The following is a 23,007-nucleotide window of genomic DNA, read 5'->3' as shown; positions in this document are numbered from 1 at the left end:
CCAGGAGCCGAGTGCCCCGCCGGTAACCTTCCCGCGTGTCTGTCAACAAGGACGAGTCCGCCCAGGCAGGGCGGGTTCCGGACAGCCCGGCCAAGGCCGTCGTCGCGCCGCCGCGTCCGCATCGCATCGAACCGGTGCCGCTGACGACGTTGGTCGCGCGCGCCGATGCCCGCCTGATCGCCGACCCGGCCGCCGCCGAGGTCGCGCTGACCGGTGCGACGCTGCGAGCCCAGCACGTGATGCCCGGCGACCTCTTCGCCGCGCTGCCCGGCGCCCGCGCGCACGGCGCCGACTTCGCCGCCGACGCGATCGCCGCGGGCGCCGCCGCGATCCTCACCGACGAGGCCGGCGCGGAGCGCCCCGCGCTGCGCGACACCGACCTCCCCGTGCTCGTCCACAGCGACCCGCGCGGGGTGCTCGGCGAGATCGCCGCGTGGATCTACGGCGAGCCGTCGCTGCAACTGGCCGTGCTGGGCATCACCGGCACCTCCGGCAAGACCACCACCGCCTACCTCGTCGAGTCGGGCCTGCGCGCCGCGGGCCGGGTCACCGGCCTCATCGGCACCGTCGAGACGCGCATCGCCGGCGAACGCCTCGCCAGCGCCTTCACCACGCCCGAGGCCCCCGACCTGCAGGCGCTGTTCGCGGTGATGGCCGAGCAGGGCGTCACCCACGTGCCGATGGAGGTCTCCAGCCACGCGCTAGCACTGGGCCGAGTGAACGGCACCCGCTTCGCCGTCGGCGCCTTCACGAACCTCTCGCAGGATCACCTCGACTTCCACCGCGACATGGAGGAGTACTTCGCCGCCAAGTCGCTGCTGTTCGACGGCCGGTCCACGCACGAGGCCGTGGTGGTCGACAGCGCGTGGGGCCAGCAGCTGGTGACCCCGCAGACGGTGACGGTGTCGACCGAGCCCGGCACCAAGGCCGTGTGGCGTGCCTCCGACATCGCGATCACGCCGACGGGCGAGCAGTCCTTCGTGCTGCACCACCCCGACGGCCGCACGGCGACGGCGACCCTCCCGCTGCCGGGTGAGTTCAACGTCGCCAACGCCGCGCTGGCCGCCGCGATCCTGGACACCACCGGCGTGTCGCTGGAGCACATCGTCGAGGGCCTCGCGAGCGTCGAGGTGCCCGGCCGCATGGAGCGCGTCTACCTCGGCCAGGAGTTCACGGCCGTCGTCGACTACGCCCACAAGCCCGCCGCCGTCACGCAGGCGCTGCAGGCCCTGCGCGCCCGTACCGAGGGCCGCATCATCACCGTCCTCGGCTGCGGCGGTGACCGGGACACGGCCAAGCGTCCGATGATGGGAGAGGCCGCGGTCAGGGGCAGTGACCTGGTGATCGTCACCGACGACAACCCCCGCAGCGAGGACCCCGCCGCCATCAGGGACGCGATGCTGCACGGCGCGCGCGCAGTGAGCCCCGCCCAGGGCAGCGAGGTGCTGGAGATCGGCGACCGCCGCGAGGCCATCGTCACCGCCGTCGAGCGCGCGCGCCCCGGCGACGTCGTGCTCGTGGCGGGCAAGGGGCACGAGACCGGCCAGGAGATCGCCGGTGTGGTCCACCCGTTCTCCGACCGCGACGAGCTGGAGGCCGCCATCCGCGACAAACTCGAGGTGATCGTGTGATCGCGCTGAGCCTGGCCGAGATCGCCGACGTCGTCGGCGGCAGGCTGCACAACAGTGACGGCGGCGAGCGCGTCAGCGGGCCCGTCGAGTTCGACTCCCGGCAGCTCACCGAGGGCGGGCTGTTCGTCGCGCTGCCTGGCGAGCGGGTGGACGGGCACACCTTCGCCGCGCGCGCGATCGAGGCCGGCGCCGCGGGCGTGCTGGCCGCTCGCGAGGTCGACGCGCCTGCCGTGATCGTGCCGCCGCTGCCACCGGGCGCGGCACACGAGCGCTCGGTCGCGCTGGCCGGCGACACCGACGGCTCCGGCGCGGCCGTGCTCGCGGCGCTGGGCAAACTCGCCCGGCACGTGGTGACGCGGCTCGCCGAGGGCGGGCTCACGGTCGTCGGGGTCACCGGCTCGTCGGGCAAGACGTCCACTAAGGACCTCATCGCGCAGGTGCTGGAGCCGCTGGGGCCGACCGTCGCCCCGCCGGGGTCGTTCAACAACGAGCTCGGCCATCCGTGGACGGCGCTGCGCGCCGACGAGAGCACCCGCCACCTGGTGCTGGAGCTCTCCGCGCGCGGCCCAGGTCACATCGCCGAGCTGGCCGCCGTCGCGCCGCCGCGCATCGGCGTTGTGCTCAACGTCGGCAGCGCGCACGTCGGTGAGTTCGGCTCCCGCGAGGGCATCGCCAAGACCAAGGGCGAGCTCGTGGAGGCGCTGCCCGCCGACGGCGTCGCGGTGCTCAACCTCGACGACCCGCTCGTCGCCGCGATGGCCGCGCGCACGAAGGCGCGGATCGTCGGCGTCGGCGAACACCCCGAAGCCACCGTGCGCGCGGAGGACGTGCGCCTCGACGAGCAGGCCCGCGCGTCGTTCCGCCTCGTCGCCCCGCAGGGCGCGGCCGACGTGACGCTGGGCCTCTTCGGCGAGCACCACGTCGGCAACGCGCTGTCCGCCGCCGCCGTGGCACTGGAGCTGGGCTCGTCGGTCGCCGACGTCGCACAGCGGCTGTCCGCCGCGCAGCGCCGCTCGGCCCGCCGCATGGAGGTCACCACCCGCGCCGACGGCGTGACCGTCCTCAACGACTCCTACAACGCCAACCCGGAGTCGATGCGGGCCGCGCTCAAGACGCTGGCCTCCATGGCGAAGCAGCGCCGGTCGTGGGCGGTACTCGGTGTGATGGGAGAACTCGGGGCCGATACCGTGTCCGCGCACGACGAGATCGGCAGGCTCGCCGTCCGGCTCAACATCAACCGGCTCGTCGTGGTCGGCCAGGAGGCCGCGGCCATGCATCACGGCGCAAGCCACGAGGGTTCTTGGGGAGAGGAGTCGGTCCTGGTTCCCGACACCGACGCCGCCATCGCGCTGCTGCGCGGCGAGCTGCGTCCCGACGACGTCGTTCTGGTGAAGGCCTCGAAGGTCGCCGAGCTGTGGCGCGTGGCCGATTCGCTACTGGAAGGCGATAACGCGTGATCAGCATCATGATCGCGGCCTCGGTGGGGCTGCTGGTCTCCATCCTGCTCACGCCGTACCTGATCCGGTTCTTCTCGAAGCAGGGCTTTGGTCAGGAGATCCGCGAGGAGGGCCCGGAGGGGCACAAGTCCAAGCGCGGCACGCCGACGATGGGCGGCGTGGCGATCATCGTCGCGATGGTGGTCGCCTACTTCGTCGCCCACCTCGCCGACTGGCTGCGCAGCTCGACCAACGACGGGCCGACGGCGTCGGGCCTGCTGGTGCTCGGGCTGTCGGTCGGGCTCGGGATCGTCGGCTTCCTCGACGACTTCATCAAGATCCGCAAGCAGCGCAACCTCGGCCTGAACAAGACGGCCAAGCTGGTGGGCCAGCTCGTCGTCGCGCTCGGGTTCGGCATCCTCGCGCTCCAGTTCGCCGACGAGAACGGGCTGACCCCGGCGTCGCAGAACCTCTCCTACGTGCGTGATCTGGCGCTGATCTTCTTCCCGGTGCCGGTGTTCATCCTCTTCTGCTACCTGCTGATCTCGGCGTGGTCGAACGCGGTGAACTTCACCGACGGCCTCGACGGGCTCGCGGGCGGCGCCGCCGCGATGGTGCTGTGCACCTACGTCGTCATCGCGTTCTGGCAGGCGCGGCTCAGCTGTGTCGAGTCGCCGCAGGCCGCTTGCTACGACGTGCGCGACCCGCTCGACCTCGCGGTGGTGGCCGCGGCCGGGGCCGGTGCGTGCGTCGGGTTCCTGTGGTGGAACGCCGCGCCCGCGAAGATCTTCATGGGCGACACCGGTTCGCTCGCGCTCGGTGGCCTGGTGGCGGGTCTGTCGATGACCACCCGCACCGAGCTGCTCGCGATCGTGATCGGCGGCCTGTTCGTGGTCGAGATGGTCTCGGTGGTGCTGCAAATCGCGGTGTTCCGGACGACGCGGCGCAGGCTCTTCCGAATGGCGCCGTTCCATCATCACTTCGAGCTGGCCGGCTGGGCCGAGACCACGGTGATCATCCGGTTCTGGCTGCTGGCGGCGATCTGCTGCATGTTCGGGCTCGGCCTGTTCTACAGCGAGCAGCTCGGGCTCGGAGGAGGCTAGGCGGCATGGACGGCGTCGACCGCGTGGACACAGCCGGGATGCGGGTGCTCGTCGCGGGCGCCGGGGTGACCGGCAGGTCGGTGACCACCGCGTTGACCGGGCTGGGCGCCGAGGTCACCGTCACCGACGGCAACGCGGAGCGGCTCGCCGAGCTCGAAGGGCTCGGCGCCACGCTCGTCCCCGGCCTCACCGAGCCTCCCGATGGCACGGCGCTGGTCGTGACCAGCCCCGGCTGGCGGCCGGGCGCCCCGCTGCTCGCGGCCTCGGCCGCGCGGGGCGTCGAAGTGATCGGCGACGTCGAGCTGGCCTGGCGGATCTCCCAGGAAAGGGACCACCCGCCCGCGTGGCTCGCCGTCACCGGCACCAACGGCAAGACCACCACGGTCGGCATGCTGGAGTCGGTGCTGCGCGCGGCCGGGGTGGACGCCGTGGCCTGCGGCAACGTCGGCTTCGCCGTGCTCGACGCCGTGCTCGCGGGGCACGAGGCGCTGGCCGTCGAGCTGTCGAGCTTCCAGCTGCACTGGTCGAGCACGCTCGCGCCGAAGGCATCCGTGGTGCTGAACGTCGCCGAGGACCACCTCGACTGGCACGGTGGCTTCGACGCCTACGCCGACGCCAAGGGCACGATCCACGCGCGCTCGGCCACGGTGGTGCGGAACGTCGCCGACGCGACGTCGGTGCGGCTGGCCGGGGAGCACGCGCCGGAGGGCGCCGCGCACGTCGGCTTCCGGCTCGACACCCCCCGGCCCGGCGAGCTGGGCGTGGTGGAGGACCTGCTGGTCGACCGGGCGTTCGTCGCCGATCCGGTGCGCAATGCCGAGGAGCTGGCCACCCTCGCCGACGTGCGGCCACCCGGCCCGCACAACGTGGCCAACGCGCTGGCCGCCGCCTCGCTGGCCAGGGCATACGGCGTCGGCGCCGACGCCGTCGCGAAGGGGCTGCGCTCCTTCCGGCCCGGAGCGCACCGGGCCGTCGAGGTCGCCGAGCTCGACGGCGTCCGCTACATCAACGACTCGAAGGCCACGAACCCGCACGCCGCCGTGGGCTCCCTGCTCGCGCACTCCTCCGTGGTGTGGATCGCGGGCGGCCTGCTCAAGGGAGCGTCCGTGGAGGAACTGGTCGCGACGGTCGCGGGACGGCTCCGCGGGGTCGTGCTGCTGGGCACCGACGCCGACGTGATCGCCGCCGCTGTTGCGCGACACGCGCCGGATGTCCCGGTGAAGCGACTGGGTCCGGGTGACGATGAACCCATGACTTCGGCGGTGAGCGCGGCCCGCGCCCTGGCGCAACCCGGTGACGCGGTGCTGCTCGCGCCCGCTGCCGCGTCGCTGGACATGTTCCGCGACTACGCGGCACGGGGCGACGCGTTCGCCGCGGCCGTCGACGCGCTGAGAGGGCAGCACCAGCGTGACGGCGGTTGACGAGGTCCGGGACAGCACCGGCGAGCGGGGTCCCCGCCGCAGGAGGGAGCGGGCCGAACGCGGCTTCACCGCGGTGCGCACCGCGCTCACGGCGTGGCTTTCCCGCCCGCTGGCCGACTTCCACCTGATCCTCGCCACGTGCGGCACGCTCGGCGCCATCGGCATCGTGATGGTGCTGTCGGCGTCGTCGGTCTCGTCGTACAGCCCGGGCAGCGACTCCAGCGTCTACGCGCTCTTCCAGCGCCACCTGCTGTTCTGCGTGCTCGGCGCGGTGGTGTTCTGGCTCGGCGTGCGCGTGCCGCTGAAACGCATCCGCGCGCTCTCGTCCACCGGTGTCGTCGTGTGTCTCGGGCTGCTGGCGCTCGTGCTCACCCCGCTCGGCAGCAAGATCAACGGCTCGCAGGGCTGGTTCGTGATCGGCCCGCTGTCGCTGCAGCCGGTGGAGGTCGCCAAGGTCGCGCTGGCTCTGTGGGGCGCCCACATCCTCGTGGTGAAGTACCAGGTGCTGCACCAGTGGCGGCACCTGCTCGTACCGCTGGTGCCGGTGGCGCTGCTGATGTTCGCGCTGGTCATGGCGCAGCCCGACCTGGGCGGCACGATCACCCTCGGCGTGGTGCTCGTTGCCCTGCTGTGGTTCGCGGGCGCGCCGAAGCGGCTGTTCGCGGTGATCTTCGCGGGTGGTGTCGCGGGGGCCGTCCTGCTCGCGCTGATCGCCGAGTACCGGCTCGACCGCATCATGTCGTTCCTCAACCCCGACGCCGATCCGTTGGGCAAGGGGCTGCAGGCCAACCAGGCGCTCTACGCGCTCGCCGACGGCGGGTTGTTCGGCAAGGGGCTCGGGCAGGGCCAGTCGAAGTGGATGTACCTGCCGAACGTGCAACACGACTTCATCTTCGCGCTCATCGGAGAGGAGCTCGGCTTCGTCGGCTGCCTGGTGGTGATCGGCCTGTTCGGGCTGCTGGCGTTCGTCGGGCTGCGGATCGCCGTGCGCAATCTCGACCCGTGGATCCGCATCGTCGCCGGCACGCTCACGGTGTGGCTCGTGGCCCAGGCGGCCATCAACATCGGCTACGTCGTGGGCCTGCTGCCGGTCACCGGCGTGACCCTGCCGATGATCTCCTACGGCGGAACGTCGCTGCTCGTGACGATGCTGCTGTTCGGCATCCTCGCCAACTGCGCCCGGCACGAGCCCGAGGCGGTGGCGGCACTTCGCACCCAGGGACCCGGTAAGTTCGGGCGCCTGATGCGGCTGCCCGCGCCGGACCCGTACCGGCCCCCCTCGAAGCGCAGGGGCAGCGGCCGGAGCGGCCAGGCCAAGGGCGGCAGACCGGCCCCCCGCAGCGCGCGGTCCGCCGCGGCGCCGGACCGCAGGCGGGCGGCCCCGGAGTACGGTCGACGGAGCACGCCGAGAGGCGGCACCCGGCGAGGAAGTTCGACGCGGAGAGGACACAGGTGAGCCAGCCCGTACCTGGGGGCGAGAAGGCCGCTTCGGCGGCGGCACCGACGGTGGTCGTTGCCGGTGGGGGAACGGCGGGCCACATCGAACCGGCGCTAGCGCTGGCCGACGCCGTGAAGCGGCTGCGGCCGGACGCGAAGGTGGTCGCGCTGGGCACCGAGCGCGGCCTGGAGAACCGGCTCGTCCCGGCCAGGGGCTACCCCCTCGAGCTCATCCCGCCCGTGCCGCTGCCGCGCAAGCCCACCGCGGAGCTGCTGCGGCTCCCGCTGAAGGTCCGCGACGCCGTGCGCCGCACCCGCGAGGTGCTCGACCGCGTCGGCGCCGACGTGGTGGTCGGCTTCGGGGGCTACGTCGCGCTGCCCGCCTACCTGGCCGCGCGCGGCCGCGTGCCGATCGTCGTGCACGAGGCGAACAAGCACGCGGGCCTCGCGAACAAGGTCGGTGCCCGGTTCGCGAAGAAGGTCGCGGTCGCCGTGCCCGGCACGACGCTGCCCGGCGCCGACGTCATCGGCATCCCGCTGCGCCGCTCCATCACCGCGCTAGACCGGCCCGCGCTGCGCGCCGAGGCGCGCGAGCACTTCGGGCTCCACCCGGACGCGCCCACGCTGCTCGTCTTCGGCGGGTCACAGGGCGCCCGCTCGATCAACAACGCCGTGTCCGGCGCGGCGAAGGAGTTCGCCGACGCCGGGGTCGGCGTGCTGCACGCGCACGGGCCGAAGAACACGGTGGCGGTGCGCGAGTACCCCGGCCGCCCCGCGTACGTGCCCGTGCCGTACCTGGAGCGCATGGACCTCGCCTACGCCGCCGCCGACATGGTGCTGTGCCGGTCCGGGGCGATGACCGTGGCCGAGGTGTCGGCCGTCGGCCTGCCGTCGGTGTTCGTGCCGCTGCCGCATGGCAACGGCGAGCAGGCGCTCAACGCCGAGCCCGCCGTCGACGCCGGTGCGGCCCTGCTCGTGCCCGACGCCGAGCTGACCCCGGAAAAGGTGGCCGAGCTGGTGCTCCCCCTCGTGACCGACCCGGAGCGGCTCGCGAAGATGAGCGCGGCCGCGGTGGCACTGGGGCACCGCGAGGCCGACGAGGTGCTGGCCAAACTGGTTCTGGAGGCTGGGGGACATGGAACTTCCCGATGAGCTGCGACGCGCCCATCTGATCGGCATCGGCGGCGCCGGGATGAGCGGGATCGCCCGCATCCTGCTCGCCCGCGGCGCGGAGGTGTCCGGCTCCGACGCGAAGGACTCCCGCGCGTTCCTCACGCTGCGCGCGCAGGGCGCCCGCATCGAAGTGGGCCAGCGAGCGGAGAACCTCGACGCGTTCGAGGGCGGGCCGTCGGCCGTGATCGTGTCGACCGCGATCAAGGACACCAACCCCGAGCTGGCCGCCGCCAGGGAGCGCGGCGTGCCGGTGCTGCACCGGGCGCAGGCGCTCGCGGCGCTCATGGCGGGCCACCGCACCGCGTGTATCGCGGGTACCCACGGCAAGACGTCGACCACGTCGATGCTCACGGTCGCGCTGCAGCACTGCAGGCTCGACCCGTCGTTCGCGATCGGCGGCGACCTCAACGAGTCCGGGGCCAACGCCCACCACGGCGAGGGCGGCATGTTCGTCGCCGAGGCCGACGAGAGCGACGGCTCGTTCCTGACCTACACGCCGTCGGTCGCCGTGGTGACCAACGTCGAGCCGGACCACCTCGACCACCACGGCACGGCGGAGGCCTACGTCGCGGTGTTCGCGGAGTTCGCCAAGCGCGTCGAGCCGGGCGGGGTGCTCATCGTCTGCGCCGACGACGCCCCGGCGGCCGAACTGGCCGCGCGCGCCGAGGCCGACGGCGTGCGCGTGCGCCGTTACGGCCGCTCGGCCACCGGCGAGCAGGACGCCCGCGTGCTGGGCTACACGCCGCACGAGGACGGCGGGACCGTGCGGATCGCGCTGGCAGGCGAGGAGCTCGACGTGCGGGTGGCGGTGCCGGGTGAGCACATGGCGCTCAACGCCGTCGCCGCGCTGCTGGCCGGGCTGGAACTGGGCGCGCCCGCCGACGGGCTCGCCGAGGGCCTCGCCGCGTTCGGCGGGGTGCGCAGGCGCTTCGAGTTCAAGGGCCGCGCCGCCGACGTGCGCGTCTACGACGACTACGCCCACCACCCGACGGAGGTCGCGGCGCAGCTGCGCGCCGTGCGGCACGCGGCGGGGCTCGGCCGCGTCGTGGTGGTCTTCCAGCCACACCTGTACTCGCGCACCAGGACCTTCGCGAACGAGTTCGCCGCCGCGCTCGGGCTCGCCGACGAGGTGATCCTGCTCGACGTCTACGGTGCGCGGGAGGAGCCGGAGCCCGGCGTCACCGGTGAGCTGATCGCCGAACGGATCACCGGCGCGACCGTGCACTACGAGCCCGCGTTCGACCGGGCGGCCGCGCTCGCCGCCGACCTGGTCAAGCCGGGCGACCTGCTGGTCACCATGGGCGCTGGGGACGTCACGCAGCTCGGGCCCGAGATCCTCGCCGAACTCGACCGCCGTGGCGCCTAGGGAGTGTTGCGAAGTGGTTTGCGTGGCGGCGCGGGCGGCGGGGCCTCAGCCTCCTCCTCGCTGTGGGATCGCCTCCTCATGAACGCCGATTCACCATGTGGTCGCCGTCCTCGCGAGGAGGCGGCTGAGAACCCGCTGCGGTGCCGGCTGTCGGCCACACCATGCGGCTTCGCCGCTGCTGGGACAGGCGAAAGGCGGCGCTGCCCATGACCACCACGAGGCAGCGCGCGGGTCAGCGTCCGGAGCGGCGGCGGACGCGGTCGCGACGGCGGACCACCGAGGAGCTGCGCAGCCGCCGTGGCCGCAGGCCCGAGTCGGCGAGGGCACGCACGGGCACGGGAGTGACGCGGCGCAAGGCGCTGCGGCGTCGCTGGGTGGCGCTGCTGAGCGTGCTCACGGTGGCGGGACTGGTCTACGTGCTGTTCTTCACCTCGCTGCTGGGCGTGCGCTCGGTGGAGGTGGTCGGCGCGGAGAGCATCCCGGCCGAGCAGGTGCGGGAGGTCGCGCAGGTGCCTGACCGGCGCGCGATGCTGCGCGTGGACACCGACGACATCGCCGCGCGCGTCGCGACGCTGCCGGGCGTGGCGACGGTCGACGTGTCGCGCTCGTGGCCCTCGACGATCGAGATCGCGGTGACCGAGCGGACCCCGATCGGCTTTTACAACACGGGTGAGGCGCTGTTCCTCGTGGACACCGGTGGCGTGGTGTACAAGGAGATTCCCGAACCGCCCAAGGGTTTCCCCGAGCTGAAGCTCGCCGAGGTGGGCCCTCGCGACCCGGCGACGCGCGCGGTGACCGAGGTGCTCGCCTCGCTGCCCGGCCAGCTGCGGGAGCGCGTCACAGTCCTGCGCGCGGAGTCGCCGGGCAGCGTGGAGTTCACGCTGGCCGACGGCAAGGTGGTGCGCTGGGGCGACGCCGAGCAGGCCGACCGCAAGGGCAAGGTGCTCGCCGCGCTCATGACCCGCAAGGGCAAGATCTACGACGTTTCGAGTCCGGAGCTGCCGACGGTGTCGTGAGGCCTGGCCGGTGACGACGGCTGAGCCTGTGCCCGGCCAGGGCGAGTCCACCGACGAGGACCCATGGGCGACGTGGTGCTTACCGGGCTGTGGCGCACCGCGCGAACCGATGCGCCGTTGACGATCGGGGCCCGGCGACAACGAGCTGCGCCTGCTCCAGCCTGACGGCGTGAGCCGAACGCGGGAACACGTTGTGGCGAATGACGTCCGCGACACACGGCGTGGCTCCTGGATTCGAGCCTGCCCGATGCCTACCGTCCTACAGCAACGTTGGAGTTGACATAACTCTAAACCTCGACTAGAGGTTGAGAGTTTCTCGGGGACCACACCACCCAAGTCGTCGACCTCCGGCGGAGGCAGGAACAGCACCACGATCAGGAAGGCGAATCCGATGACGCCCCCGCACAATTACCTCGCGGTGATCAAGGTCGTCGGTATCGGCGGCGGCGGCGTGAACGCCGTGAACCGGATGATCGAGGTCGGCCTCAAGGGTGTCGAGTTCATCGCGGTGAACACCGACGCGCAGGCGCTGCTGATGTCCGACGCCGACGTCAAGCTGGACATCGGCCGGGAGCTGACCCGCGGGCTCGGCGCCGGCGCCGCCCCCGAGGTCGGGCAGAAGGCCGCGGAGGACCACCGCGAGGAGATCGAGGAGGTCCTCAAGGGCGCCGACATGGTGTTCGTGACCGCGGGCGAGGGCGGTGGCACCGGCACCGGTGGCGCGCCCGTCGTCGCGCAGATCGCGCGCAAGCTCGGTGCGCTCACGATCGGTGTCGTCACGCGTCCGTTCTCGTTCGAGGGCAAGCGCCGCGGCCGCCAGGCCGAGGAGGGCATCCAGGCGCTGCGCAACGAGTGCGACACGCTGATCGTGATCCCCAACGACCGGCTCCTGCAGCTCGGCGACATCGGCGTCTCGCTCATGGACGCGTTCCGCTCGGCCGACGAGGTGCTGCTCTCCGGTGTGCAGGGCATCACGGACCTGATCACCACGCCCGGACTGATCAACCTGGACTTCGCCGACGTCAAGAGCGTGATGTCGGGTGCGGGCAGCGCTCTGATGGGCATCGGCTCGGCGCGTGGCGAGGGTCGCGCCGTGCAGGCCGCGGAGAAGGCGATCAACTCGCCGCTGCTCGAGGCGTCGATGGACGGTGCGCACGGCGCGCTGCTCTCGATCGCGGGTGGCTCCGACCTGGGACTCTTCGAGATCAACGAGGCGGCCTCGCTGGTGCAGGAGTCCGCCCACCCCGAAGCGAACATCATCTTCGGCACGATCATCGACGACTCGCTCGGCGACGAGGTGCGGGTCACCGTGATCGCGGCCGGGTTCGACGCGGGCGCGCCCACACACAAGAAGCTCGACCCCGGCACGTTCGGCTCGCGCGGCTCCACCGCGACCGCCGAGGCAGGCCAGGTCGGCGGCGGTGGTTCCGCGCAGGCGTCCGCGCCAAGCACCCCGCCGCCCGCGGGCAACGGCGGCAACGGGCACCCGACGCCGCCGGTGTCCCGCACCCAGCCGCCCTCGGCGGGCAACGGGCACGGCTCCCAGTCGGGGTCGCTGCCCCCGCAGGCCGGCACGGGCGCGCGCGGCGGCTACCAGCCGACCTCGTCGGCACAGCGCTCGCAGGGCAGCCTGCCCAGCCGCGCCTTCCCGGTGACCGACGACCCGTCCGACGACGACGTCGACGTCCCGCCTTTCATGCGCCGCTGACCCACTGACGACTGCCCCCAAGGCCACCTTTGGTGCGTTCAGCGCGCCCGCCCGTCTCCCGCCACCACCCGAGCGGAGACGCTGCGCGTCGCTGTGCTGATCACCGTGGCCTTGGGGGCTTTTATTAGGCTCTCCGGGAAGACTTCGCACTGACGGAAAGGGTGGCGTGTTGCGCATCCGGCGGGTGGTCACGACCAGGGCGGGCGGTGCGTCCAAGCCGCCGTACGACTCGTTCAACCTCGGCGACCACGTCGGCGACGACCCGGCCGCCGTCGCCGCCAACCGCGAGCGGCTCACCTCCGAGCTGGGCCTGGACCGCATCGCCTGGATGGAGCAGGTCCACGGCCGCACCGCCACGATCGTCGACGGCACCGAGCGCGCGCCGGCCGAGGCCACCGACGCGCTCGTGACCGCGCGGCCGGGCGTCGCGCTGGTCGTGCTCGTCGCCGACTGCGTGCCCGTGCTGCTCGGCGACGCCGAGGCCGGGGTCGTCGCCGCCGTCCACGCCGGCCGCGTCGGCGCCAGGGTCGGCGTGGTGCCCGCGGCGCTGGAGGCCATGCGCTCGCTCGGCGCGCAGCCTCATCGCATCGAGGCACTGCTCGGGCCCTCGGTGTGCGGCGAGTGCTACGAGGTGCCGCTCGAGATGGCCGCCGACGTTGAGGCCCACCTGCCGGGCAGCAGGTGTCGCAGCCGCAAGGGCACCGCGGCCCTCGACCTGCGCGCCGGGTTGTGGCGGCAGCTCGCCGACGCGGGTGTGGGCAAGATCGGCGTCGACCCCCGATGCACCTTCGAGGACGACACGCTGTTCAGCCACCGCAGGCAGGCCCCGACCGGCCGGCTGGCCGGCATCACGTGGATCGAGGCCTGAGCATGGACCGCCGCGCCGAGCTCGCCGAGAACCTCGCGGCAGTCCGCGCCAGGATCGCCGCCGCGTGCGAGGCCGCGGGCCGCTCCGAGAGCGAGGTCCGCCTCCTGGCCGTCACCAAGACGTTCCCGGCCGACGACGCCGCGCTGCTGACCGACCTCGGCGTGGCCGACCTCGCCGAGAACCGGGACCAGGAGGCGGCGGCGAAGACCGGTGAGGTCGCGCGGCTGCGCCCGGACGCGGCGGTCCGCTGGCACATGGTCGGCAGGCTCCAGCGCAACAAGGCGCGCTCGGTCGCCCGGTGGGCTGCCGAGGTGCAGACGGTCGACTCGCCCCGGCTCGCCGACGCGCTGGCCAAGTCGGTCGCCGCCGCGCTCGACGCCGGCGGGCGCGAGCGCCCGCTCGACGTGCTGGTGCAGGCGAGCCTCGACGACGATCCGGCCAGGGGCGGCTGCCCGCTCGGAGAGTTACCGGCCCTCGCGGAACGGATCGCTGAGAAGAGTGACATTTTCCACTTGCGGGGGCTTATGGCCGTCGCTCCGCTGGGTGCCGATCCGGCGCCCGCGTTCGCGCGGCTCGCGGAGGCGGCCGGGTCGCTTCGTCGTGATCATCCCGAGGCGACCGAGATTTCCGCTGGTATGAGCGGCGATCTGGAGCAAGCCATCGCGCACGGGTCAACGTGTGTGCGTGTCGGAACTGCGTTGCTCGGCGGTCGCGGTCTAGCCTCGCCATAGAGAGGTTCACCCACAGCGGCGTCCGTGCGCGTGACTCAGCGTCAGGGTGGGGGCGGCCGTGAAGGGCGAAGGAGGGGCATGAGCGCGCTGCAGAAGCTGAAGGCCTACTTCGGGATGGTCCCAGCCGAGGACGAGTACGACTTCGACGACGACTACCGGCGCGGTTACTCCGACGAGGACGACTACGACGCCTACGACGAGCCCCGCGAAGCGCAGCCGCGGCGATCGAGGCCGCGCTACCACGTGATGGACGAGTTCGACGAGGTCGAGCCGGTGCGCACTCGCCGTCCGGTCACGCCGGGTGAGCCCGCGACACACGGAGCGCTCGCGGTGGACCGGCAGCCCGACCCGGTCGCTCGCCTGCGGCCGGCGCCCGAGCCGGTGCGCGCGGCGGCGTCGTCGGCGGCCGGCCGTGACCCGCTGAGCCGGATCACCACGCTGCACCCGAAGAGCTACCACGAGGCGCGCGAGATCGGCGAGGCGTATCGCGACGGCGCCCCCGTGATCATCAATCTCACCCAGATGGAGAACGCCGACGCGAAGCGACTTGTCGACTTCGCGGCGGGGCTCGCGTTCGCGCTCCGGGGGTCCATGGACAAGGTCACCAACAAGGTGTTCTTGCTCTCACCGCCGGATGTCGACGTGACCGCCGAGGACCGCAGGCGCATCGCCGAGGGCGGCTTGTTCCTCCGCCATTAGGCGGACGTCCGGGGTGTGGCAGAGTGGTGACGTGGATGCGGTCCGGTTGATCCTTTATTGGCTGCTCTTTGCCTTCTGGCTCCTGCTCACGGCACGGATCGTGGTGGAGCTGGTTCGAGCGTTCGCCCGTGATTGGCGGCCCGCGGGCGGGGTTGCGGTCACGCTCGAGACCATCTACACAGTGACGGACCCACCGGTTCGACTCGTCCGCCGGATTATTCCGATCGTGCGGATCGGCGGCGTGGGGCTGGACTTATCGATTATGGTGCTGCTGTTGGTTGTGTTCATACTGATGCAACTGGCGTATCCCGGGTAACGGGGAACCCGGGTTGTCCGGCAGGCCATGGAGTGCGTGAGGTGATCAGATGTCGTTGACCCCTGCTGACGTGCATAACGTCGCGTTCAGCAAGCCTCCAATCGGCAAGCGGGGCTACAACGAGGACGAGGTTGATGCGTTCCTCGACCTGGTGGAGACCGAACTTGCCCGGTTGATCGAGGACAATAACGAGCTGCGGCAGCAGGTCGAGCAGCTCGATGCCGAGTTGGAATCGACTCGTAGCGAGCTGGAGTCCGCGAAGGCAGGTGTCGGCGCCCCATCGCAGGCTCCGCCCCGCGACGAGACCCCGTCCCGCAGGCTGGCGCCGGTGCCCCCGCCGTCGTCGATGGAGCAGACGCAGGCCCACGGCTTCATGGGGGACAGCGGTGAGCCGAACGTGCAGGCCGCGAAGGTCCTGGGGCTCGCGCAGGAGATGGCCGACCGGCTGACGGCCGAGGCCAAGACCGAGTCCGACGGGATGCTGGCCGAGGCGCGGACCAAGTCCGAGCAGCTGCTCTCCGACGCCCGCTCGAAGGCGGACTCGATGGTCAACGAGGCACGCACCCGTGCCGAGACCATGCTGAACGACGCGCGGACGAGGACCGAGACCCTCGAACGCCAGGCGCGCGACAAGGCGACCACCCTGGATCGCGAGGCGCAGCGCAAGTACACCGAGACGATGAACAACCTGAACGCCGAGAAGAGCTCGCTGAACAAGAAGATCGAGGAGCTGCGCACCATCGAGCGCGAATACCGCACGCGCCTGCGCGGGTTCCTCGAGTCCCAGCTGCGCGAACTCGACGACCGCGGCTCCGCCGCACCTGCTTCGGCGTCCTCGTCCGGCTCCGGTCAGTCCGGCAGCGGCAGCGCGGGCGGCGGCAGTGGGCAGGGTTACTCGTTCGGTCCCCGTGCTGAAGCGGGCTGACGCCCGCACATAGCGCTCAGAAACGGTTCCGACACTCCTTGTGGGAGGGTCGGAACCGTTTTTCTGTCTCCTCCGTGCTGTAATTCACCGTGCTCTACTTCGTCCTCATCCTGGTGCTGGCCGCCCTCGGACTGGTGGTCACGGCGCTCATCACCGCCAACTCGCTGTGGGCCTGGATCTCCATCGGTCTCTCCGTGCTCGCCGGACTCCTGCTGGTCGTCGACTGGCTGCGCAGGCGCGCGGCGGCAAGGGCGCAGAGCCCCGCCGACGCCGAACCGGATGCCGAAGGGGACGAGCCGGGGGAGAAGGACGCCGAGCGGGAGACGACGGACGAGCCCACCGAGGAGGGCCAGACGGCGTTGCTTCCCGCGACCGGCGAACTCAAGACCGTCGCCGGAGAGCCGGCCGAGGAGCAGACCGACGCGGCCGACCTGCTCGTGGTCTCGGCGCTCGAGACCGAGGTGCTCGTGGTGGACGAGTACCCGCGCTACCACCTCGGCGGGTGCACGTGGCTGGAGAGCAAGGACACCATCCCGCTGCCCGTCAAGGAGGCCCGCGACCTCGGCTTCACGCCGTGCGCGCTGTGCACCCCGGACGCGACCCTCGCCGCAGAGCACCGCGAGAAGCGCGAATCGCGCAAGTGAGCTACTGAGGTCCAGGAGCCGAGCACAAAGGGTTTGCCGGGACCCGTTAATCTGGTAGGCACAGGCGTCGATCCGGCCATCACCGGGGAGCCTCCGGAAGAACGGGCGCGGTGCGCGCCTCAGTAGAACCGGACGGTCGCGGCCCGTCACAGCCGCCGAACGAGAGGCCCTCGCCCCAGCGGCGCGGGCAAGCGGGGTGGTACCGCGGAACGTGCGCCCAGTGCGCCGTGTCGTCCCCGTGTGGGCTCGCCGAGCCCGTACGAGAGCAGACGAACCGCGAGGAGCACCCCGGATGTACCCCAAGGCTTCCGTCGGCGGGCAGCCCGCCGACCAGGTCCCCTCCCAGCCGTCGTTCCCCGTGCTGGAGAAGGACGTGCTGGCCTACTGGGAGTCGGACCGCACGTTCGCGGCGACCGTGGAAGCCCGCGAGCCCGGCACCGACGGCGCCAACGAGTACGTCTTCTACGACGGCCCGCCCTTCGCCAACGGCCTCCCGCACTACGGCCACCTGCTGACGGGCTACGTCAAGGACATCGTCCCCCGCTACCAGACCATGCGCGGCAAGCGCGTCGAGCGCCGCTTCGGCTGGGACACCCACGGGCTGCCCGCCGAGCTGGAGGCCGAGCGCCAGCTGGGCATCACCGACAAGTCGCAGATCGACGAGATGGGCATCGCGGAGTTCAACCGCGCCTGCCGCGAGTCAGTGCTGCGCTACACCAAGGAGTGGCAGGAGTACGTCACCCGCCAGGCCCGGTGGGTGGACTTCGACCACGACTACAAGACGCTCGACGTCACCTACATGGAGTCGGTGATCTGGGCGTTCAAGCAGCTCTGGGACAAGGGCCTCGTGTACGAGGGCTACCGGGTGCTGCCGTACTGCTGGCGCGACGAGACGCCGCTGTCCAACCACGAGCTGCGGATGGACGACGACGTCTACCAGAGCCGCCAGGACCCCGCGGTGACCATCGGCTACCGCGTCGAGGGCAACGACAGCGACCTCGACGGCGCGTACCTGCTCATCTGGACCACCACACCGTGGACGGTCCCGTCCAACCTGGCCACCGCCGTGCATCCCGACGTCGACTACGTCCAGGTCGCCGACGCCGAGGGCAGGCGGTTCGTGCTCGCGGAGGCCCGCGCCGGCGCCTACGCGAAGGAGCTCGGCGAGGAGCCGTCGGTGGTCGCCAGGTACAAGGGGGCCGACCTGCTCGGCACCCGCTACGCGCCACCGTTCCCGTACTTCGCCGGCCACGAGAACGCCCACCGGGTGCTCGCCGCCGACTACGTGACCACCGACGACGGCACGGGCATCGTCCACATCGCACCGGCCTACGGTGAGGAGGACAAGGTCGTCACCGACGCGGCGGGCATCACCCCGGTGACGCCGGTCGACTCCAAGGGCCGCTTCGACGCGCAGGTGCCCGACTACGAGGGCCAGAACGTCTTCGAAGCCAACGCCGACATCATCCGCGACCTCAAGAACGGCACGGGGTCCGCGGCGCGGCAGGGCGCCATCCTGCTGCGGCACGAGACCTACGAGCACTCGTACCCGCACTGCTGGCGCTGCCGCAACCCGCTGATCTACCGCGCGGTGTCGTCGTGGTTCGTGGCGGTCACCGAGTTCAAGGACCGCATGGTCGAGCTGAACCAGCAGATCACGTGGTACCCGGAGCACGTCAAGGACGGCCAGTTCGGCAAGTGGCTGGAGAACGCCCGCGACTGGTCCATCTCGCGCAACCGGTACTGGGGCACGCCGATCCCGGTGTGGACCTCGGATGACCCGAACTACCCTCGCGTGGACGTCTACGGCTCTCTCGACGAGCTGGAGCGCGACTTCGGGGTGCGGCCGACCGACCTGCACCGGCCCTACATCGACGAGCTGACCAGGCCCAACCCGGACGACCCGACGGGGAAGTCGACGATGCGCCGCGTGCCGGACGTGCTCGACGTGTGGTTCGACTCGGGCTCGATGCCGTACGCCCAGGTGCACTACCCGTTCGAGAACGCCGACTGGTTCGAGCACCACTACCCTGGCGACTTCATCGTCGAGTACATCGGCCAGACCCGCGGCTGGTTCTACACGCTGCACGTGCTGGCGACGGCGCTGTTCGACCGGCCGTCGTTCCGGACCTGCGTCTCGCACGGCATCGTGCTCGGCTCCGACGGGCAGAAGATGTCGAAGTCGCTGCGCAACTACCCGGACGTCACCGAGGTGTTCGATCGCGACGGCTCCGACGCGATGCGCTGGTACCTCATGGCCAGCCCGATCCTGCGCGGCGGGAACCTGATCGTCACCGACAAGGGCATCCGCGACGCCGTGCGCCAGGCCGTGCTGCCGCTGTGGAACTCGTACTACTTCCTCGCGCTGTACGCGGGCGCCGAGGGCGTGGAGGGCAAGGTCCGCACCGATTCCCAGCACGTGCTCGACCGCTACGTGCTGGCCAAGACCCACGAGCTCGTCACCGACGTCGAGTACGCGCTCGACCACTACGACGTCGCGGGCGCGTGCGCGACCCTGCGGGACTTCCTCGAGGTGCTGACGAACTGGTACGTGCGGCGCTCGCGCGACCGGTTCTGGGCCGGGGAGCAGGACGCCATCGACACCCTGCACACCGTGCTCGAGGTGGTCTGCCGGACGGCGGCGCCGCTCCTGCCGCTGACCACCGAGGCGGTGTGGCGCGGGCTCACCGGCGGCCGGTCCGTGCACCTCACGGACTGGCCGAGCGTGTCCGAGCTGCCCGCCGACGCCGCGCTCGTCACGGCCATGGACCGGGTGCGCCAGGTGTGCTCGTCGGCGCTGTCGCTGCGGAAGGCCAACAAACTCCGCGTGCGGCTGCCGCTGGCGAAGCTGCTGGTGGCGGCGGAGGACTCCGAGCTGCTCCGGCCGTTCGCCGACATCATCCGCGACGAGGTGAACGTCAAGTCGGTTGAGCTGACCACCGACGTCGCCGCGCATGGCGGGTTCGAGGTCGCGGTGAACGCGCGGGCGGCGGGGCCACGGCTCGGCAAGGACGTGCAGCGCGTCATCAAGGCGGTCAAGGCCGGGGAGTGGAGCACCACACCGGAGGGCGCCGTGGTGGCTGCCGGGATCGAGCTGGTCGACGGCGAGTACGAGCGCAGGCTCGTCGCGAAGGACTCCGGCGCGGCGGCCGAGCTGCCCGGAGGCTCCGGCCTCGTCCTGCTCGACACCGACGTCACGCCGGACCTCGCGGCCGAGGGCGTTGCCAGGGACCTGGTGCGCGTGGTGCAGCAGGCCCGCCGCGACGCCGGGCTCGACGTGGCCGACCGGATCACGCTGACCGTCGACGCGCCGGAGGACGTGCTCGCCGCCGCGAGGGCGCACGAGCGGTTCGTCGCCGCCGAGACCCTCGCCACCGCGGTCGAGTACGGCCCGGTGCCCTCCGGATTCTCCGGTTCGGTGGGTGACGGCGACAAGGTCAGCGTCGCCGTCGCGAAAAGCTAGGGACGATGGCCGGGTGAGCCGTCGATGAAGATTTCCTCATCTTCGGCTCATCGGGCTTTCGCCTCCGGGCGAGAGGGTGAGGGTATGAGTCGAACACCGCGAATCGTCGCGCTGGTGGCGGTGCTCGCCCTGCCCGTCGCTGCCGTGCTGGCCACGCTGCTGCTGTCGGAACCGAGCCCGCCGAAGGAGACCTCCCAGGTCGTGCGTATCGGGGAGTCCGCACCGGCGGGAACCTCGGCCGCCACGCCGACCCCGTCGTCCAGCGAGCCGACGAGCACACCGAGCGACACGAAGCTGCCACCCCCACCGCCGGTGGACGACGACGATGATGACGACGACGACCGCGACGACGACCGCGACGACGACGGCGACGATGGCTGACGGCTCGGGTCGGCAGCCGGGCGCTCCGCTGAGCGACCGGCCGACCGTGTACCAGCCGATCGCGGGCAAACCGGCGTCGGCGCGCGGCACGCGAGTGCCGGCGAGGGTGCAGATCATGGGCTGGCTCGTGCTGGTGATGACCGCCGGGCTCGCCACCGTCGTGCTGCTCGTCGCCGAGTTCGAGTACCGGGCCATCGACCGCAGGGTCAACAGCGGTCTCGAGCAGGACGTCGAGGAGTTCCGTCGGGTCGCCCAGATGGGCCGGGACCCGGCGACGGACCAGCAGCTGACCGACCCGTACCAGCTGTTCGAACGGCATCTCGCCGGCCAGTACCCGGACCGGGCCGAGGTGCTGTTGGGTGTTGTGGCCGAGGGCAACGGTCTCAACACCGTGCGGCAGAGCGACCAGGGGCTCGACCACGTCGCGTTCGACGACGCCCTGCTGCGGGAGATCGTGAACGCGCCGCAGGCGACCGGAACCGTGCAGACCGAGGGCGGCGAGCTGCGCTGGCTGCGGGTCGACGTGCTGCCGCCGTCCGGCTCGGGCCAGCCGCGGGCGTGGTTCGTCAGTGGCTACGTCGTCGACATCGCGAAGGCCGACGCCAACGACACCGTGCGCACGCTGCTGGCGATCAGCGCGGTCGCGCTCGTGCTGGCCGCCGGGGTGTCGTGGGTGGTCGCCGGGCAGATCCTTGCCCCGGTCAACACGGTGCGCCGCGCGGCTGCGGAACTGACCGAGCAGGACCTCACCCACCGGATCCCTGTGCACGGCCGCGACGACATCGCCGCGCTCGCCGAGCAGTTCAACGCGATGCTCGACCGGCTGGAGAGCGCGTTCGCCACGCGCAGGCAGTTCCTCGACGACGCGGGCCACGAGCTGCGCACCCCCATCACGATCATCCGGGGGCACCTGGAGGTGATGGGTGACGATCCTGCCGAGCGAGCCGAGGTCGTGCGGCTGTGCACCGACGAGCTCGACCGGATGGCGCGCATCGTCGACGACCTGTTGCTGCTGGCGAAGGCGGAGCAGCCGGACTTCCTGCGTCCCGAGTGGACGTCCGTGCCGGAGCTGACGAGCGACATCGACGCGAAGGTCAGGGCCATCGCCCCGAGGTCGTGGATACTGGAGTCGCTCGGCGAGGGTGAGGTCTGGATCGACGGTCAGCGGGTCACGCAGGCGGTGGTGCAGCTGGCGCAGAATGCCGTGCAGCACACGCAGGATGGCGCGGTGATCCGGATCGGCTCGGCCGTCCACAACGGATCGGTGTCGTTCTGGGTAACCGACACCGGCCCCGGTGTGTCGCAGGAGGACGCTCCGCGGATCTTCGACCGATTCGTGCGCGGTGCCACCGGCGCGCGAGACGGCAGTGGGGCCGGGCTCGGCCTGGCGATCGTCAAGGCCATCGCCGAGGCACATCACGGCCAGGCCAGGGTCGTGTCGCAGCCGGGGCAGGGGGCGACGTTCGGGATCGAACTACCAGCGGGGGGAGCACGCGGATGAGCCGGATCCTGATCGCCGAGGACGAGCAGCGCATCGCCTCGTTCGTCGAGAAGGGCTTGCGAGCCAACGGTTTCGTGACCACGGTGGTGGGTGACGGCGACGCCGCGCTCGCCCATGTCGTGGCGGGCGGGTACGACCTCGTCGTGCTCGACCTCGGGCTGCCGAGGCGGGACGGTTTCGCGGTGCTGCAGGCGATGCGGCAGGCGCGGGTCAGCACGCCGGTGATCATCCTGACGGCGCGTGGCTCGGTGAACGACACGGTCGCCGGCCTGGAGGGCGGCGCCGACGACTACATGACCAAGCCGTTCCGGTTCGAGGAGCTGCTCGCGCGGGTACGTCTCCGGCTGCGGCCTGCCGATCGCACGCCCGAGGTGACGGTGCTTCGCAACGGGCCGGTGTCGCTGGATCTCCGTACGCGCCGCGCGGAGACCCCTCACGGCGTGGTGGACCTCACGGCGCGGGAGTTCTCTCTGCTGGAGCTGTTCCTCCGGCATCCGGGGCAGGTGCTCTCGCGCGAGCAGATCCTCTCGCACGTGTGGGGGTACGACTTCGATCCCGGCTCGAACGTCGTGGACGTCTACGTGCGGACCCTGCGCCGCAAGATCGGCCAGGACCACATCGTGACCGTGCGCGGCATGGGCTACCGCCTGGGCTGAACCGCGAGTTCCCCGCCCGGGCGCGCGAGTTCCCCGTTCGGGCGCGCGAGTTGCCCGTTGGGGCGCGCGAGTTGCCCGTTGGGGCGCGCGAGTTCCCCGTTCGGACGCGCGAGTTGCCCGTTCGGGCCCGCGAGTTCCCCGTTGGGGGCCGGGGTCTGCCGGGACGCGCTGGCTGCAGTGAAGATCACCCTCCCTGCGCCCGCCCGCCTCCCCCCACCACCCAAGCGGAGGCGCTGCGCGCCGCTGTGCCTGTTCAACGCAGTGAAGGTGGCCTTCACTGCGTTCGGGTTCGGGCGACCTGGGGTGCCTTGCGTCGTCCCGAGTGGGCAACTCGCGGTCGGGAGTGCGGGACTCGCGGTCCGGAGCGGGGGACTCGCGGTCCGGAGCGGGCAACTCGCGGTCGGGAGTGGGGGACTCGCGGTCGGGAGTGGGGGACTCGCGGTCGGGAGTGGCGGACTCGCGGTCCGGAGCGGGCAACTCGCGGTCCGGAGCGGGGGACTCGCGGTCGGGAGTGGGGGACTCGCGGTCCGGA

At 71.7% G+C, this 23,007-nt stretch carries 19 protein-coding genes; all 19 read left to right on the top strand.

What is annotated here, in order from left to right:
- Positions 1-35: 35 nt before the first annotated feature.
- Positions 36-1,631, top strand: a complete 1,596-nt coding sequence (locus DI005_RS13120; RefSeq protein ID WP_113642264.1) for a UDP-N-acetylmuramoyl-L-alanyl-D-glutamate--2,6-diaminopimelate ligase — start codon at positions 36-38, stop codon at positions 1,629-1,631.
- Positions 1,628-3,088, top strand: a complete 1,461-nt coding sequence (gene murF, locus DI005_RS13115; RefSeq protein ID WP_113642263.1) for a UDP-N-acetylmuramoyl-tripeptide--D-alanyl-D-alanine ligase — start codon at positions 1,628-1,630, stop codon at positions 3,086-3,088. The genes DI005_RS13120 and murF overlap by 4 nt, the downstream gene beginning before the upstream one ends.
- On the top strand, positions 3,085-4,170 hold the full coding sequence (mraY, locus tag DI005_RS13110) for a phospho-N-acetylmuramoyl-pentapeptide-transferase (RefSeq protein ID WP_112272512.1): 1,086 nt from the start codon (positions 3,085-3,087) through the stop codon (positions 4,168-4,170). Before murF ends, mraY begins: the two co-directional genes overlap by 4 nt.
- Before the next feature lie 5 nt (positions 4,171-4,175).
- Entirely contained in the window at positions 4,176-5,591 is a 1,416-nt protein-coding gene (murD, locus tag DI005_RS13105) for a UDP-N-acetylmuramoyl-L-alanine--D-glutamate ligase (RefSeq protein ID WP_113642262.1), read from the top strand.
- Positions 5,578-7,047 carry a putative lipid II flippase FtsW gene (ftsW, locus tag DI005_RS13100; protein ID WP_112272508.1) on the top strand — a complete coding sequence of 490 codons (1,470 nt, stop codon included), beginning with the start codon at positions 5,578-5,580 and terminating at the stop codon, positions 7,045-7,047. The genes murD and ftsW overlap by 14 nt, the downstream gene beginning before the upstream one ends.
- Positions 7,044-8,180 carry an undecaprenyldiphospho-muramoylpentapeptide beta-N-acetylglucosaminyltransferase gene (gene murG / locus DI005_RS13095; RefSeq protein WP_112272507.1) on the top strand — a complete coding sequence of 379 codons (1,137 nt, stop codon included), beginning with the start codon at positions 7,044-7,046 and terminating at the stop codon, positions 8,178-8,180. Before ftsW ends, murG begins: the two co-directional genes overlap by 4 nt.
- Positions 8,164-9,567, top strand: coding sequence for a UDP-N-acetylmuramate--L-alanine ligase (gene murC / locus DI005_RS13090; RefSeq protein WP_113642261.1), 1,404 nt, complete (start codon positions 8,164-8,166; stop codon positions 9,565-9,567). Before murG ends, murC begins: the two co-directional genes overlap by 17 nt.
- 206 nt (positions 9,568-9,773) lie before the next feature.
- The gene (locus DI005_RS13085; RefSeq protein ID WP_112273192.1) at positions 9,774-10,583 is read left to right on the top strand and encodes a cell division protein FtsQ/DivIB; all 810 of its coding nucleotides are present in this window, start codon (positions 9,774-9,776) and stop codon (positions 10,581-10,583) included.
- 391 nt (positions 10,584-10,974) lie between these two features.
- Entirely contained in the window at positions 10,975-12,291 is a 1,317-nt protein-coding gene (gene ftsZ, locus DI005_RS13080) for a cell division protein FtsZ (RefSeq protein ID WP_112272503.1), read from the top strand.
- A gap of 169 nt (positions 12,292-12,460) precedes the next feature.
- Positions 12,461-13,159: a peptidoglycan editing factor PgeF gene (gene pgeF, locus DI005_RS13075; protein ID WP_113642291.1), complete on the top strand. Its 699-nt coding sequence runs from the start codon at positions 12,461-12,463 to the stop codon at positions 13,157-13,159.
- Between the two features lie 2 nt (positions 13,160-13,161).
- On the top strand, positions 13,162-13,890 hold the full coding sequence (locus DI005_RS13070) for a YggS family pyridoxal phosphate-dependent enzyme (RefSeq protein WP_113642260.1): 729 nt from the start codon (positions 13,162-13,164) through the stop codon (positions 13,888-13,890).
- A 78-nt stretch (positions 13,891-13,968) separates the two neighbouring features.
- Positions 13,969-14,589, top strand: coding sequence for a cell division protein SepF (locus tag DI005_RS13065; protein WP_112272499.1), 621 nt, complete (start codon positions 13,969-13,971; stop codon positions 14,587-14,589).
- 31 nt (positions 14,590-14,620) lie between these two features.
- On the top strand, positions 14,621-14,905 hold the full coding sequence (locus DI005_RS13060) for a YggT family protein (RefSeq protein WP_110340495.1): 285 nt from the start codon (positions 14,621-14,623) through the stop codon (positions 14,903-14,905).
- Positions 14,906-14,954: 49 nt separating this feature from the next.
- Positions 14,955-15,830 (top strand): DivIVA domain-containing protein, encoded by an 876-nt coding sequence (locus tag DI005_RS13055; RefSeq protein WP_112272497.1) that lies wholly within the window; start codon positions 14,955-14,957, stop codon positions 15,828-15,830.
- An 89-nt stretch (positions 15,831-15,919) separates the two neighbouring features.
- Complete coding sequence (locus tag DI005_RS13050; protein WP_113642259.1) at positions 15,920-16,474, top strand: hypothetical protein; 555 nt, start codon at positions 15,920-15,922, stop codon at positions 16,472-16,474.
- Between the two features lie 292 nt (positions 16,475-16,766).
- Positions 16,767-19,937, top strand: a complete 3,171-nt coding sequence (ileS, locus tag DI005_RS13045) for an isoleucine--tRNA ligase (RefSeq protein ID WP_113642258.1) — start codon at positions 16,767-16,769, stop codon at positions 19,935-19,937.
- A gap of 84 nt (positions 19,938-20,021) precedes the next feature.
- Positions 20,022-20,318 (top strand): hypothetical protein, encoded by a 297-nt coding sequence (locus DI005_RS13040; protein WP_113642257.1) that lies wholly within the window; start codon positions 20,022-20,024, stop codon positions 20,316-20,318.
- The gene (locus tag DI005_RS13035) at positions 20,263-21,819 is read left to right on the top strand and encodes an ATP-binding protein (RefSeq protein WP_233520119.1); all 1,557 of its coding nucleotides are present in this window, start codon (positions 20,263-20,265) and stop codon (positions 21,817-21,819) included. Before DI005_RS13040 ends, DI005_RS13035 begins: the two co-directional genes overlap by 56 nt.
- A complete protein-coding gene (locus DI005_RS13030) occupies positions 21,816-22,475 on the top strand; it encodes a response regulator transcription factor (RefSeq protein ID WP_112272488.1) in 660 nt (219 codons plus the stop codon). The genes DI005_RS13035 and DI005_RS13030 overlap by 4 nt, the downstream gene beginning before the upstream one ends.
- The last annotated feature ends 532 nt before the right edge of the window (positions 22,476-23,007 follow it).

Source organism: Prauserella sp. PE36 (genome assembly GCF_003311655.1).
Lineage (GTDB): Bacteria > Actinomycetota > Actinomycetes > Mycobacteriales > Pseudonocardiaceae > Prauserella_A > Prauserella_A endophytica.
The sequence above is the reverse complement of the archived record's forward strand: the minus strand, read 5'-3'. Positions and strand labels throughout refer to the sequence as shown.